Annotated in this window: 17 protein-coding genes; 10 read left to right on the top strand and 7 right to left on the bottom strand. The window is 35.0% G+C overall.

What is annotated here, in order from left to right:
- Nucleotides 1-118: 118 nt before the first annotated feature.
- Nucleotides 119-253: a 30S ribosomal protein THX gene (locus CDH49_RS14170; RefSeq protein ID WP_100616196.1), complete on the top strand. Its 135-nt coding sequence runs from the start codon at nucleotides 119-121 to the stop codon at nucleotides 251-253.
- Nucleotide 254: 1 nt separating this feature from the next.
- Here the strand turns inward: CDH49_RS14170 and CDH49_RS14165 are convergent, their stop codons facing one another.
- Both CDH49_RS14165 and yaaA read right to left on the bottom strand, forming a co-directional pair.
- The gene (locus tag CDH49_RS14165) at nucleotides 255-977 is read right to left on the bottom strand and encodes a hypothetical protein (RefSeq protein WP_100616195.1); all 723 of its coding nucleotides are present in this window, start codon (nucleotides 975-977) and stop codon (nucleotides 255-257) included.
- Nucleotides 978-1,011: 34 nt separating this feature from the next.
- Nucleotides 1,012-1,770: a peroxide stress protein YaaA gene (yaaA, locus tag CDH49_RS14160; RefSeq protein ID WP_100616194.1), complete on the bottom strand. Its 759-nt coding sequence runs from the start codon at nucleotides 1,768-1,770 to the stop codon at nucleotides 1,012-1,014.
- A gap of 277 nt (nucleotides 1,771-2,047) precedes the next feature.
- Between yaaA and CDH49_RS14155 the strand changes: the two genes are divergently transcribed.
- The 4 genes from CDH49_RS14155 to CDH49_RS14140 all read left to right on the top strand — a co-directional run bounded on the left by CDH49_RS14155 (nucleotide 2,048) and on the right by CDH49_RS14140 (nucleotide 7,493).
- Nucleotides 2,048-2,539: a hypothetical protein gene (locus CDH49_RS14155; protein ID WP_100616193.1), complete on the top strand. Its 492-nt coding sequence runs from the start codon at nucleotides 2,048-2,050 to the stop codon at nucleotides 2,537-2,539.
- A 329-nt stretch (nucleotides 2,540-2,868) separates the two neighbouring features.
- A complete protein-coding gene (locus CDH49_RS14150; RefSeq protein WP_100616192.1) occupies nucleotides 2,869-4,368 on the top strand; it encodes a mandelate racemase/muconate lactonizing enzyme family protein in 1,500 nt (499 codons plus the stop codon).
- 22 nt (nucleotides 4,369-4,390) lie between these two features.
- Nucleotides 4,391-5,323, top strand: coding sequence for an RraA family protein (locus CDH49_RS14145; RefSeq protein ID WP_100616191.1), 933 nt, complete (start codon nucleotides 4,391-4,393; stop codon nucleotides 5,321-5,323).
- Between the two features lie 391 nt (nucleotides 5,324-5,714).
- Nucleotides 5,715-7,493 (top strand): ABC transporter ATP-binding protein, encoded by a 1,779-nt coding sequence (locus tag CDH49_RS14140; RefSeq protein ID WP_100616190.1) that lies wholly within the window; start codon nucleotides 5,715-5,717, stop codon nucleotides 7,491-7,493.
- Nucleotides 7,494-7,523: 30 nt separating this feature from the next.
- Here the strand turns inward: CDH49_RS14140 and CDH49_RS14135 are convergent, their stop codons facing one another.
- On the bottom strand, nucleotides 7,524-8,570 hold the full coding sequence (locus CDH49_RS14135) for an RluA family pseudouridine synthase (RefSeq protein ID WP_100616189.1): 1,047 nt from the start codon (nucleotides 8,568-8,570) through the stop codon (nucleotides 7,524-7,526).
- Nucleotides 8,571-8,621: 51 nt separating this feature from the next.
- Entirely contained in the window at nucleotides 8,622-9,245 is a 624-nt protein-coding gene (locus CDH49_RS14130) for a PASTA domain-containing protein (RefSeq protein WP_100616188.1), read from the bottom strand.
- 317 nt (nucleotides 9,246-9,562) lie between these two features.
- Between CDH49_RS14130 and CDH49_RS14125 the strand changes: the two genes are divergently transcribed.
- Nucleotides 9,563-10,537, top strand: a complete 975-nt coding sequence (locus CDH49_RS14125) for a D-alanine--D-alanine ligase (protein WP_100616187.1) — start codon at nucleotides 9,563-9,565, stop codon at nucleotides 10,535-10,537.
- A 101-nt stretch (nucleotides 10,538-10,638) separates the two neighbouring features.
- Nucleotides 10,639-11,094, top strand: a complete 456-nt coding sequence (gene coaD / locus CDH49_RS14120) for a pantetheine-phosphate adenylyltransferase (RefSeq protein WP_100616186.1) — start codon at nucleotides 10,639-10,641, stop codon at nucleotides 11,092-11,094.
- Nucleotides 11,095-11,248: 154 nt separating this feature from the next.
- On the opposite strand, the gene CDH49_RS14115 is transcribed toward coaD, so the two are convergent.
- Together CDH49_RS14115 and CDH49_RS14110 are read right to left on the bottom strand one after the other, a co-directional pair.
- On the bottom strand, nucleotides 11,249-11,635 hold the full coding sequence (locus tag CDH49_RS14115; RefSeq protein WP_100616185.1) for a hypothetical protein: 387 nt from the start codon (nucleotides 11,633-11,635) through the stop codon (nucleotides 11,249-11,251).
- Between the two features lie 190 nt (nucleotides 11,636-11,825).
- Nucleotides 11,826-12,407: an NUDIX hydrolase gene (locus CDH49_RS14110; protein ID WP_100616184.1), complete on the bottom strand. Its 582-nt coding sequence runs from the start codon at nucleotides 12,405-12,407 to the stop codon at nucleotides 11,826-11,828.
- Nucleotides 12,408-12,536: 129 nt separating this feature from the next.
- On the opposite strand from CDH49_RS14110, the gene pyrE reads away from it, so the two are divergent.
- Nucleotides 12,537-13,181, top strand: a complete 645-nt coding sequence (gene pyrE / locus CDH49_RS14105) for an orotate phosphoribosyltransferase (protein WP_100616332.1) — start codon at nucleotides 12,537-12,539, stop codon at nucleotides 13,179-13,181.
- Between the two features lie 100 nt (nucleotides 13,182-13,281).
- Nucleotides 13,282-13,677, top strand: a complete 396-nt coding sequence (locus CDH49_RS14100) for an orotate phosphoribosyltransferase (protein WP_100616183.1) — start codon at nucleotides 13,282-13,284, stop codon at nucleotides 13,675-13,677.
- Here CDH49_RS14100 and CDH49_RS14095 read toward each other — a convergent pair.
- Nucleotides 13,674-14,405: a biotin--[acetyl-CoA-carboxylase] ligase gene (locus CDH49_RS14095; protein WP_100616182.1), complete on the bottom strand. Its 732-nt coding sequence runs from the start codon at nucleotides 14,403-14,405 to the stop codon at nucleotides 13,674-13,676. The genes CDH49_RS14100 and CDH49_RS14095 overlap by 4 nt on opposite strands.
- A gap of 93 nt (nucleotides 14,406-14,498) precedes the next feature.
- Between CDH49_RS14095 and rsfS the strand changes: the two genes are divergently transcribed.
- Nucleotides 14,499-14,870 (top strand): ribosome silencing factor, encoded by a 372-nt coding sequence (gene rsfS, locus CDH49_RS14090; protein WP_100616181.1) that lies wholly within the window; start codon nucleotides 14,499-14,501, stop codon nucleotides 14,868-14,870.
- Nucleotides 14,871-14,875 lie beyond the last annotated feature (5 nt).

Raw genomic sequence — 14,875 nt, 5'->3', positions numbered from 1 at the left:
TTGCCGATAGCTATCGGGATTAGCAGGAATGACAGTCTAAATTAAACAGATTACAAAAACTTATGATTTGTTTAAAAATTTTATTTTTTGTATTTTATCATTTCAAAAATGATTTATTATGGGAAAAGGTGATAAAAAAACAAAACGTGGCAAAATATACCAAGGTACTTTTGGAACTAGAAGACCCCGAATCAAGAAAAAACGCTCAGCTGAAAACAAAATTGATATTGATAATAAAGCCCGTGTTAAATAAACTAGAGACTATTTTTTAGCTTTTCAACCTCAACAATGGTGGTTCTGTAAATCCGTTGATTTTGCTTGGTCATATTTTGGGACTCCATATAAATGTCGTCTAAAATGGTTTTGGCTTCTTCAGTTTTATTCCTATTCAATAAAAACTTTGCTAGAATAAAACGTTCATCATAAAATGAGTATCGGATGTCAATTTGTTTCAAATTGGCTTCAGCCTTCTCGAGTCTGCCTAATTTTTCCAAGGCCAATCCATAAAAAAATTGTGATTTGGATTTCAGGAATTCCGAACTATCCTTAATATTTTCCGCATACAAAATGACGTTATCATAAGCTTCAACATTAAAATAACATTCTATAAGTTGCTTGGTGGCATATAAATCGTTTTGTAAGTTATCGTTTAACGCATCTAAATAATGTGGAATGGCATTTTTAAAATCCCCATTTTCTAAATAGGCGTCCGCTAAATTAACACGGTTTTGGTAGGTTTCGGAAAACTTAAGTTTCTTTTCCAAATCCTTTATTCTTTTAGTTGGATTGATGATGGATACTATATTATCCTGAATTTTATTGGCATCCCGCTTATTATAAACTTGGGTTATTAAATAGATTATTGAGCCAATGAGCGGTAGGAATAAAATAGCAAACACCCAATAATAGGGATTTCTATTCTTGAATAAATGATAAATACAATACGCTTGTAGGGCTATGATAAAGTAATAATACATTAAAAACCATTTTTACAATGATACAAAATAAGTATCACCTAATGAATACTAATTCGGTTTCGGTTGACATGGGTTCGCTAAACTGATAGCCTTCGTAATTAAAGCCTCTAATATCATCTAAGGTTTTGGCATTGGTATCAATAATATAACGCGTCATATAACCTCTCGCTAGTTTGGCAAAGGTCATGATCATTTTATATTCCCCATTTTTAAAGTCTTTGAAACTACAAGTCACCACAGGCACTTTTAACAATTTGGTGTTTATGGCTTTAAAATATTCGTTACTAGCAAGATTTAAAAATAATTCGTCCTTATCCAATTCATCATTAAGAGCTTTTGTAATGGTTTTGTTCCAAAATTCATATAGGTTTTTGTTTTTACCAACGGGAAAAGTGGTGCCCATTTCCAAACGGTACGGTTGAATCAAATCCGTGGGTTTTAACAAGCCGTACAAACCGGAGATAATACGTACGGTATTATTTAAAGTCTCGTATTTTTCTTCGGGGATGCTATAGGCATCGAGTCCGCGATACACATCACCACTAAATGCATAAATGGCTGGTCTGGCATTATCGGTTGTGAAAGGCAATTGCCATTGCTGATTACGTTCATAATTCAATTGTCCCAACGCATCAGAAATGCTCATAAGCTTAGATAAACTTTTAGCGGATTTCTTTTTAAGGAGTTTATTGATACGCTCTGAATCCTTTAAAAATCGAGCTTCCGTAACACTGTTATTTGGCAATTTACTTTCAAAATCCAGAGACTTTGCTGGGGATAATACTAATTTCATTAGATAATTTATTGTTTTTAGGGAATCTGACGAAATGCCTTGTTATTAAAATCCATTTGTTTGGAATCTTAAATTGAACCGCATTGATCAGACAATTTTATTGTTTCAGCTATTTTAATTAAAGTATTTCAAATCTACAATTACTATCCCACTTTTTAAAATGCAAACCAACACTTATTTGTAATGGAAGCATAAATTGTATTGATGATTTAAATACTAAATTTTGTGATAAAAAATAGTTAACTTCGTTTTTACAACTAAAACCAATATCAATAAAATGAGAACATTACGCACTTTATTAGTACTCACCGTTGTATCAACATCCACTCTTAACACCCATGCACAAACTATGACAGAAGACCAGAAAAAATCAGAAAAAACATTTATTACACATGCCGACGAAGCCTTAGCACTGATGACAAAAGAAGCATTAAACATGGATATAAAAGGCGTGGGTATCGTTTGTTATATCCCTGGAAATGAAACCAAATCTTGGATATCTAAAATGATTGTCGTAAAAACCACTGGCACACAAAAGCAAAACTTCATAGCGGTAGCCCACTCTAAAGCTGCTGAAATGGCAGAAACACTCATTAATAGTGGCAGTAACATCAGAGAACCAAAAATGGGAGAGTTTGGATATATTGGTGGTGTCATTAAAAAAATAGATTCCGGTTATTTATTAGCCACTTTTTCGGGAGCTACCGGAGAACAAGATGTAGAAGTTTCCACAAAAGTATTGGATTGGTTTATTACTAAATTCCAATAAACCAAAAAGACACTTTCCCATAAATCATAATAAACTAGGAATACAACAAAACCATACTAATCATTAATATTTTCTATACTCCATTTTTTTTAACATATAAATCGGAAAAGAAAAATTTACGCAATCGGTTGTTTCATTTGAAAAAAAATCTATTTTTGATAAAATAAAACATATTTCGATTAATATAGTACATATTTTATAACAGAATTGTTAAATTAAAAAAGAAGGTAGTAAGCGTTTTTTGATTTCTGATGCTTATGTCTTTATAAAGATTTGAATGCGTAAATTCATTTCTATTACCAAATATCAACTAACTAAAACCACCATTTATGAAAAATGTCTTAAAGGAACTCATCACAAAAAACAAAGAGGAAGAAAAAATCTACACAACCTCCAGACAGGCAGAAATTGATAATCCCAAAACAGGTGATGATAGAAGAACCTTTCTAAAAAAAACAGCTTTGGGCGGTATGGCATTAACAAGCCTTGTGGGTTTATCCATGGAAGACACCCTAGCGCAAACCACCTCTAAAGTCAATCGGTTTTCTGCGCCTTCAGATTTAAAAATAACCGATATGCGCTATGCCCTCACCAATGTTATGGGAGGAACCGCCATCATTAGAATAGACACCAACCAAGGGATTTATGGTTTGGGAGAAGTGAGGGATGCTGCCGATGTACGCTATGCCCTGTTCTTAAAAAGCCGTATTCTGGGTGAAAACCCATGCAACGTTGAAAAAATATTCAAGACCATCAAACAATTCGGTGGTCCTGCAAGACAAGCGGGCGGTGTGTGCGCTGTTGAAATGGCCTTGTGGGATTTATGCGGAAAAGCCTATAATGTACCTGCGTGGCAATTGTTAGGTGGCCGTTATCGTGATAAAATCAGGTTGTATGCCGATACGCCTGAAGCCAGTTCGCCTGAAGAACAGAAAAAACTGATTGAATTCCGAATGAAAGACCAAGGCTATACCTGGTTAAAAATGGATGTGTCCGTTACCGAACTCAAAGGAAAACCAGGAACCGTAGTGAATGGAAAATTCTGGGAAGACGCAAGGGGCAATTTAGCACAATGGGGTGACCAAGAAAATATGATGTCGTATGCCAACACCATGCACCCATTTACACAAATACAGATTACCGAAAAAGGTTTGGAAGAATTGGCTAGTATTGTAGAAAACGTCCGTAACATGGTTGGCTATGAAGTACCGATTTCCACAGACCACTATGGCCATTTCGATTTAAATAATGGGATCCGTTTAGCGAAAGCCTTGGATAAATACCGATTGGCTTGGTTTGAAGATATGGTGCCTTGGCAATACACAGAACAATGGAAAACCATTACCACAGCTATTGATACACCAACTACCACTGGTGAGGATATTTATTTATTAAAAGATTTTAAACCGTTGATCCATGAACGTGCGGTGGATATTGTCCATCCAGACCTAGCCTCTTCTGGCGGCTTATTGGAAACCAAACGCATCGGCGATTATGCAGAAGAATTTGGTATTGCCATGGCATTGCATCAAGCCGGTACGCCCGTATCGTTTATGGCGAGTGTGCATTGCGCGGCGGCTACACAAAATTTCTTGGCTCAGGAACACCATTCTGTGGATATTCCTTGGTGGGAAAGTTTGGTTAAAATGACCGATGGCGGAAAAATGATTGAAAACGGCTATGCCAGAGTGCCACTTACCGCTCCAGGTTTGGGCATCGAATTAAATGAAGACGTATTGAAAGAGCATTTACACCCAAGAGATAAAAGTTATTTTAAATCTACCGATGAATGGAACGAAAGACGCTCGCACGATAGAACTTACAGTTAATCACCAAATAAAATAATTACAGATGAGAAAAATAATTTTAGCGACCTTAGGCCTGTTTACGTTTTACAACATACAGGCTCAAGAAGTTACTGCGACTCCAGAATATATTAAAATGCTCACCTCAAAATGGACTGGTGAGCGTTTGGAAGATGGTCGACCCAAAGTGTCTGATGCCGTTTTACAGCGATTAAAGAAAATCCGCATTGAAGAAGCTTGGGGATTTTTAAGAAATAAAGGGTTCCACAACCAACACGAAGGCAATTGGCAAATCATCCATCCCAACGATGTGATGACAGGGCGCGTGCTTACTACGCAATATATGCCGTTGCGTCCCGACTATCAGCAAGTGATAAAAAAACAAGGTGGTTTGGAAAAACGCGATACTATTGGTGGCAGCAATTCATGGCCCATTGAAATATTAAAACCGGGCGATGTGTATGTCGCCGATGGTTACGGACGCATTGTAGATGGCACCTTGATTGGTTCTAACCTAGGGAATGCCATTTATGCCAATTCCAAAAACGGGGTTGTTTTTGATGGAGGCATTCGTGATTTGGGTGGCTTGTTAGATATTGAAGGCTTTAACGGTTGGTACCGTGGCGAAGACCCCTCGTATTTGCAACAGGAAATGTTGACTTCCATTAATATGCCCATCCGTATTGGCAGAACTACGGTGTTGCCAGGCGATGTGGTATTGGCAAACCGTCATGGTACTATTTTCATCCCCGCCCATTTGGTGGATGAATTGGTGATTTCCTCAGAATTTGTGGCTTTACAAGACGAATTTGGTTTTCAACGCTTACGTGAAAAAAAATACTTAGCTGGACAAATTGATAGCCAATGGACCCAAGACATTAAGGATGATTTTAAAGATTGGCTACAAAAATACCCAGACAATAAATTACCCATGACGCGCCAAGAGTTGAATGATTATATAAAGGCTAGAAAATTTTAGTTGATAATAAGTAATTTCGTCATTGCGAAGCTTTTGAAAAAAAGTGGTGGCAATCTCACACAAAGAGACTGCTTCGTTCCTCGCAGTGACGGATTTTTTTATTAGAAACTAACTAAATTAAAACATTTAGATTAAAATAATCCTATTCCTTCAACTTCTGATATTTCGAATAGGTTCGTCATTTTTTAATACATTTAGCATATCTTCTGGAATATCAGAATTAAATTACATAATCTGTTATCTTTCCAACATGCTCCAAAACAACTTCAAAATCATATTCTAATTATATTTTTTCATTAAGCTCACAATAGCTCCCGAGAGAAAACACACAATTCCCCATATAATTTTGTTATATTTCAAGTCCATATTTTAAGCAAACGAATATCTTAAGATGACCATTTCAACCTTATATAAAAAAATAACACCCTTTGTAAAGCCTTACCGAACTATGATTGTGGCCACCTTGGCACTCACTTTTGTAGGGTCTTTTGCAGCACAAGTAAATGCCTTGGTGCTTAAGTATACCGTAGATTCCATAAGTGATTTAATGGTTGCTGGAGAACCGCTTTCAAAAGGGTTTTATTTACTCGGCATTATTACGCTCATACTCCTTACCAAAGAATTAGTGCACTCGATAGTGCAATTCGGACAAAAGTTTTATGGTGAAAAACTCCGCATTTTTATTACCCGTGATATTTCACAAACCATCGTGGAACGCATCCTGACCTATCGCATGGAGTTTTATACGTCTAACGACAATGAAAGCGGCAAACTACAAACGCGTATTGATTTAGGAATCAGCAGCTTAACACGATTGGTGCAAAACTTTTTTATCGATATTTTACCCTTGTTCGCCAATGCGCTTGTGGCGTTAGCGTTGATGTTTTACGCTAATTTTTATGTGGGTTTGGTGAGTTTGTGTATCATTCCCATTTATTTTTATATCAGTCAGTTGCAAGCCAATAAACTCAGCGGTTTTAGGAGACGCATGCGTACGTATAGGGAAACCAAAAATAACAGTATTCTGAGTTTGATTGATTCCATCACCGTTATCAAATCGTTTGTACGGGAATCTTTGGAAGCGAAACGGCATCAAGACATCCAATTTGAAATGACCGAAAATCAATTGGCAACCAGAAAAACCAGTTTCATATTTGAAAGCATTAAAAGTTTTATAGAACAAATTGGGGTGGTGTTTATCATTATTCTCACTGCCTATTTTGTATTAAATGGGTCGATGACCATTGGCGCCATTATGTTTCATATCCTTCTTTTCAATAATGTATCAGCACCTATCAGACAATTGCACCGAATTTATGACGAGGTAAATGATGCGTTGATTTATTCGGAAGGCTTTTTTGATATTCTGGAATCGGAACATCAAAAAGAAACAAGCGGTACTTACAAACCTAACCACATTAAAGGCTTAATAGAAGTGATTGATGTGGATTTTGTATATCCGAACGGCACACAAGCCCTCACCAATGTCAATTTTACTATTAAACCGAATGAAACGTCGGCTTTAGTGGGTTTAAGTGGTGCAGGAAAAAGCACCATCATCAATTTATTGGATAAATTTTACCAACCGACTAACGGACGGATTTTACTGGATGGTATCGATTTGAAAAATTATGATACGGATTTTTTGAGAAAAAACATCGGCTTGGTTTTGCAAAAGAATCATATTTTCAAAGGCACTATTTATGAAAACATTTCTTATGGAAATCCGAATGCTACTGAATCTGACATCATTGACGCTTCAAAGAAAGCCTATATTCACGAACAAATTATAGGATTGCCAAATGGCTATCAATCGGATGCCCATTTGCTTTCGGGCGGACAACAACAACGCATTGCCATTGCGAGATTGTTTTTGAAAAATCCACCCATCATATTTTTAGATGAACCAACTGCAAGTCTGGATGCCATCGCCACGCAACAAATAAAGAAATCTTTGGATGCCATAAAAAAAGACAGAACGGTCATCATCATTTCGCACAGCATTTCCCAAATCATTGATGCGTCAAATATTGTGGTTTTGGAAAAAGGAAAAAGTGTAGAAGTCGGTACACACGAAAATTTGTATAAGTTGGAAGGCACCTATTTTAAAATATTCACGGCTATGGTAAATAGTTTGAATATTGAGAAGATTACGCAAACTATAGACTAATGAAGCAGTTGAATTGATACCTGCGAAGTATTACTCCTCTAACTCCTGATATTTAGAATAAGTTCGCCATTTTTCAATGCATAGTTGCATGTCTTCTGGAATTTCAGAATTAAAGCGCATAAACTCCCCTGTTTTGGGATGCACAAATCCTAAGGTTTTGGCGTGTAATGCTTGCCGTGGCAAGATTTTAAAACAGTTATCTACAAACTGCTTGTATTTTGTAAATGTTGTGCCTTTTAAAATGAGGTCACCACCATAGCGTTCGTCGTTAAACAAGGTGTGTCCAATGTGTTTCATGTGTACGCGTATTTGGTGGGTACGTCCCGTTTCCAATTTACACGACACTAAAGTGACATAACCCAAACGTTCCAATACTTTATAATGGGTGACGGCGGGCTTGCCTTTATCATCTGCATCATCGCCTAAATAAACGGTGTTTTGCAATCTATTTTTAGGGTGTCTACCAATATGCCCTTCAACGGTACCTTCTTCTTCTTCCATGTTTCCCCAAACCAAAGCAACATACTCGCGTTCGCTGGTTTTTTCGGCAAATTGTAATGCCAAGTGCGCCATGGCCTGTTCTGTTTTGGCAATTACCAACAGACCGCTCGTGTCTTTATCAATTCTATGAACCAATCCGGGACGGTCGCTGGAATTATTTGGCAAATTGTCAAACCTGAAAATCAAGGCATTTATTAAGGTTCCAGAATAATTGCCATGTCCAGGATGCACCACCATACCCGCTGGTTTATTCACGACCAAAAGCTCATCATCTTCATAAACCACATCAATAGGTATATTTTCGCCTACCAATAAATTTTCATGGGGTGGATGCGTAAACAAGACCCTAATCGCATCATAAGGTTTTACTTTGTAATTGGATTTTACAGGGACATCATTAACGAAAATACTGCCGTTTTTGGCACCCGCCTGAATTTTATTTCGAGTCGCATTTTCAATACGATTCATTAAATATTTATCGATTCGCAGTGGACTCTGTCCCTTATCAACCGTAAAGGCATAATGTTCATAAAGATCACTTTCTTCATCAATGAATTCTGGCGTATAGTCTTCCATGTAATATCGTAACTGGGATTAACCAGAGGCATTTTATTTCTTTAAATAATTTTAGTCTAAATCTGCTGGAATATTATCTTCGGCATCGATTGGCGCTAAACTATCCTGTTCACTAGACATACCGGGACGATTACCGTTACCAAGTACTAAATCTATTTTAGACATTTTAGGAAGTCGGGTGTCGGCATGGATTTCCTTTCCTTTATGAAGCATTTTTAAAACAACATCTTTACCAATATTGTCAACATAAGTTCTATTTCCCAATTGAAACCCTACAGCTTCCAGGGTTGGCAAAGCTTGTCTTAATGTTTTCTCGGTTAAATCTGGCACCAACATTTTTCTGTACCCCGACGGGTTAAGCGTGATGTATATTTTTCTATTTTCCTTTACTTTGGTTCCTGCGGCAGGATCTTGTTCTATCACCGAAAACTTAGGATAATCTGGATTGTAATTTGCAGAATCTTGAATTTGCATCACCAAATTATTGTTGTTCAGTTCTATTTCTGCAACACTTATGGATTTACCTGCAAGATCTGGTACAGTCTCGAATTCGCCGTGATTGGTCGAAATATTTAACCACTTCATTAAAAGAAAAGTAAGTATAATAACGGCAACAACAGCTATTGCTAATTGTTTTAAAAATGTTTTACTGGACAGAAATTTAATAACGCTCATGACTTGAAAATATTTAACAAAACTAAACAAATTATATGATTCAAAAATCCGATTCGTTCAATTTTCGGTTTTGTGTTTACGTTTATCCAAAATAAAAAGGTTTCTGTTTCTTGTAATTATTTCATCTGCCTTGATTCCTTTTAGAAAAAATAAATGATATTTTTACAAAACGGTTAAAACTAATTATTTATTTAAAAATTGACATGAAATGAGCATAACTAAAACTCGATGCAACAACCAATGAAGATATGCGACCCGAGCGATAGCGAACAGGCGAAGCAATTGCATATGACCAAAAAAACAATAAATATTTACATATGAAAAAGAACATTGCCATCATTATGGGTGGCTACTCCAGCGAATATAAAATCTCTTTGATAAGCGGAAACGTGGTCTATGAAACTTTAAACGCCTCAAAATACAATGTGTATCGTGTTCATATTTTCAAGGACAAATGGGTGTATGTTGATGACAATGAAACTGAATTTCCTATTGATAAAAATGATTTTTCGGTTATCATAAACGGTCAAAAAACAACGTTTGATTGTGTGTTTAATGCCATACATGGTTCACCTGGTGAAGATGGCCACATGCAAGGGTACTTTAAATTGCTGAACATCCCACAAACGGCTTGTGATATGCACCAAGCCTCCATCACTTTTAATAAACGTGATTGCCTAAGTGTTTTAAAACCTTATGGCATAAAAACGGCAGAATCTTACTATATAAATCTGGGCGATGTTATTGATGAAAATGCCATTATCAAAAAAGTTGGGTTGCCTTGTTTTGTGAAAGCCAATAAAGCGGGCAGTAGTTTTGGCGTGAGTAAAGTGTATAAAAAAGAGGAGTTGCAACAAGCTATAGCTGTATCGTTTAAGGAAGATGATGAAATTATCATTGAATCGTTTTTAGATGGCAAAGAAGTTTCTGTTGGTGTTATCACCTATAAAGGAGCCACTAAAGTATTGCCCATTACAGAGATTGTGAGCGAAAATGATTTTTTTGATTATGAAGCTAAATATCAAGGAAAATCCCAAGAAATAACACCTGCCAGATTAACCAAAGAGGAAGAAGATAAAGTAAACAAAATAGCCAAGCAAGTGTATGAAGCCTTGAAAATGAAAGGCTTCTCTAGAAGTGAATATATATTTAAAAATGGTGAACCGCATTTATTGGAAGTCAACACGATTCCGGGTCTGACCAAAGAAAGCATTTTACCGCAACAAGCCAAAGCTGCCGGTATTAGTTTAGCCGAATTGTTTGATAATGCTATTGAGGAGGCTTTGAAATAATTAATTATATTTGAGTATCTTTAAATAAACTGTCATTCCGCAATTAATGCGGAATCCATTAGAAATTAAAAAGATTCCTGCCTTCGCAGGAATGACAAAAAATGAAACGAGCCATATTTCCAGGGTCTTTTGACCCCATTACGCTAGGGCACTACGATATTATTAAACGTGGTATAGAATTGTTTGATGAAGTTATTGTCTCCATCGGAATTAATTCTGAAAAAAAATACATGTTCTCTTTAGAAGAGCGTAAAAAATTCATTGAAGATGCTTTTAAAAACGAACCGAGGGTAAAAGTGATGACCTACGAGGGTTTAACGGTGCAGTTTTGTAAAGAAATTAAAGTACCATTTATTTTACGTGGCCTTAGAAATCCCGCAGATTTTGAATTTGAAAAAGCAATAGCACATACCAACAGAAAACTTTCTAAGATTGAAACCGTATTTTTATTAACGGCCGCCAGCACATCCTATATAAGCTCTAGCATTGTGAGGGATGTTATTAAAAATAATGGGGATTATACGGTGCTTGTTCCTGAAAGTGTGAGGATGAAGTGAATTTTGGGTACTAGGTGTTAGGTTTTGGCTATTGGGACTGGGGTTGTTAGTTATGGCATCTTCTATCTATTGTCTATCATCTTAAGTCTATTATCTTTTTCTTTTATCTATCGTCTCCTATCTATAGTCTATCGTCTTTAATCTATTATCTTATCTAGACTATACGTGAATAACTATTAAAACTATAGATCCATTCAAGTGCTAAATCCCTTTCTTGAAACAACTCAATATTCCAATTATTTTTTTCATTTATTTTTATCAATGTTTGGGTTGACATTAAGGCACCATTAGTAGTAACCACTACCGCTATAAGGTGAATTTCCTTTAAATTACAAATTGTTTTTTGAGCCTCAAATGTATAGGAATAGCAATGTTTTTTATTGATTATTAGAGAAAAGGGAGCTGATAAATTATTGAGCAAAAAATCATGATATTCATCTACCATAATTTCATCCATAATGGTGCCTTCATCAATAATAACTTCAGCTAAATTTTTTTCAAGTAGTAAAATGGTAGCAAACGACAGTCTATAACTCTTCATATAAATATTTTATGTTTGAGAGAATTACAAAAAAAAATCGCAAACAGTTTTAATTAAATAAAACTGCGGTGCAATTTGTTCAATATTATAGACAATTTACTGACTAAAAATAACAGTTTTTTTAATAAAAACGTATAATTAGACTATATTTTTTGAGCAATTTTTAGAATTTAAGTTAAAACATTAAGAATCATATCAATAACTTAATATTTGCGTAAGAATTTTTAAGCGCTTCTTTTACTTGTTCTGGATTTAGCCAGGCTACTTTAGTGATACCTTCAAATTCTTGGGCATACAAATCGCCGGAAAAACTGGTTTTCATCTCAAACCAGTAGGTTATTTTTATTTTGTACCGTCCGTTTCGTTTAAAAATATGATAAGTCGTTTCTAAAGGTTTTATAATTTCCAATCCGGCAACACCTGTTTCTTCCATAACCTCACGTATAGCGGTTTCTTCAATACTTTCAACGCCTTCAATTTTACCTTTTGGCAAATCCCATTTATCATTTCTATAAATAAACAAAACATCACCTTTATCATTATATACCTTGCCACCACCAGCAATTACATTTGGCAGTTTTTTTAAGAATTTTTTTAGCAATTTATCCTCATTTTTATGAATAAATCGTACTTCTTGCAAGTCTGTTGCCATAAGCTCTCTAACAACCTTATTTAACTTAACGAATTTAAGGTCAAAATTTTTAAAGTACGTTTCCGGTTCTTCAATAGTGGTTAAAATAATGGGCTTATCATTAACAAAAACTTTATACATGTTTTGTATTTAACAAATTCAACTTTTGTAAAAATATCATTTTTCATTTCAAATCAACGAAACTTAAAAAATTATTTTGTTCATAACTTACTTCTAGGTGAAATTAAATTTATGTGTATTTTTGAACCTATGATTTTTAACAAAGAAATAGCCCGAAAAACAGCTGAGGTATTATTGCAGATTAATGCCATAAAACTTAGCCCTAAAAAGCCTTTTACTTGGGCTTCAGGATGGAAATCTCCTATATATTGTGATAATCGAATCATATTATCGTTTCCTACCATAAGAAATTATATTCGTGAAACGATGAGCCATCAAATTGAAAAACAATATGGCAAGCCTGATGTTATTGCCGGTGTTGCTACGGGCGCTATTGGCATTGGCATGCTGGTTGCAGAATATATGGGATTGCCGTTTATTTACGTTAGGCCGGAAGCTAAAGGCCACGGAAGACAGAACCAGATTGAAGGGTTTATTGAAAAAGGACAAAATGTTGTGGTTGTTGAAGATTTAATCAGCACTGGAAAAAGTAGTTTAAATGCCGTTATGGCTTTAAAAGAAGCTAAAATTAATGTAAAAGGCATGGTGGCCATTTTTACTTATGGATTTGATGTTGCTGAAGAAAATTTTAAAAAAGAAAACGTCAACCTTTATACATTAAGTAATTACGAAAATTTGCTTGAGCAGGCTTTGGCAACCAATTATATTTCTGAAAAGGAGTTAAAAACCTTATCAGAATGGAATGCCAACCCGAGTGAATGGAACATAAAATAATATAAAGATGTTTGGTGTTTAGTTATAAAGTCATTTGGCAGAAAACAATTTCAGTCAACTTAACAGCTTAACAACAAACAAATAACAGCTTAACAACATCATGAATTTAGAATCGCCTAAAGTTAGTATTGAAAAATCATCAGAAGATGTTTTCAACTTTTTATCCGACATTAAAAATTTTGAATCCCTAATGCCAGAAAGCATTAGTAAATTTGAAGTTTTAAGCGATGATACTTTTTTGTTCGCTCTAAAAGGAATGCCCGAAATAATCCTTAAAAAGAAAGACGTGATTCCTCCAAATAAAATTGTTCTTGGTGCCGCTGGCGGAAAATTGGATTTTTCATTAACAGCGAATATTGATACTGTTTCTGAAACGTCAAGCGATGTTCAATTGCACTTTAGTGGCGATTTTAACCCTATGATGTCCATGATGATAAAAGGTCCCATTGGAAAATTTATTGAAACACTAGCCACAAGCATTCCAAAGGCTATTTAATACATAAGCGTAATATCTTTTAAATCGAATTCTTTTATAACATCATCTTCAAGAAGCACCTGAAGATTTCCAAATAAAGTCACATTTTTAATATATCCAGAGAATATGAACCCTTCGCTATCTTTAAACGTGGAGGGTTTATCTTTCCTGAAAAGATACATTTCATAATCCGTTTTCAAAGTGCCATAATCTCCTCTCTTTAAAATCTTAAAGTAATGCTTTAAATTTTTTATGGTTTCAACTAAAACTTCTTCTAAATCAAATACATTACCTGTTATCAATTTTAAAGAGGATGCTTTAGGCAAATGATCAAATTCGGTTTGATTCACATTCAATCCAATACCAATAATGGTATTACTTAGACTGTTTTGTTTTATGACATTTTCTATTAGTATACCACAAATTTTTTTGTCTTCTGACAAAATGTCGTTAGGCCATTTAATAGTTAACTTAGTTATAGAAAAACTTTGCAATGTTTTTAATATCGCTAAAGATGTAACCATGCTTATTAAAAAAGGGTATTCCACATGGAACTTGGAAGTATCTTTAAACACACTAAACATGAGGTTTTTTGAATTTTCCGAACTCCAAACAGTACCCATTTGTCCTCTTCCATGTGTTTGGTGTTTAGCCGTAACTATGGTATAATCTTCTAGATTTTCTTCGCTACTTAACCTTCGCATATAGCTATTTGTAGAATCGATGGCATTAAGTTTGATTATACGCATTCAGAAGTTATTTTATTGAGATAAAATCTTATGATTATTTTAAAGCATAAAGAACTAAAAAAATAATAACTTTGCACAAATTAAATATAATTAATGGCGAAAAAAAATGTAAGCGCAGACCAATTAATATCTGCAATAATAAGTGGTATTGAAGACGTTAAGGGCAAGGAAATAAATATTTTAGACTTAAGAGATATTGAAAATACGGTTTGTGACTATTTTGTAATTTGCGAAGGTACTTCAAACACGCAAGTGAACGCTATAGTAAACTCCATTCAGAAAAAAGTAAGCAAAGAACTCAAAGACCACCCATGGCATGTTGAAGGTGCAGATAATGCCGAATGGGTTTTAATAGATTATGTAAATATTGCTGTGCATGTTTTCCAAAAACATATTAGGGAGTATTATGATATTGAAGGACTTTGGGGCGATGCAAAATCAACAGTAATAAAAACCAGTTACTAAATAAT

The sequence above is a fragment of the Confluentibacter citreus genome (genome assembly GCF_002807055.1).
Classification (GTDB): Bacteria; Bacteroidota; Bacteroidia; order Flavobacteriales; family Flavobacteriaceae; genus Confluentibacter; species Confluentibacter citreus.
This window is presented reverse-complemented; position numbering and strand designations above follow the sequence as displayed.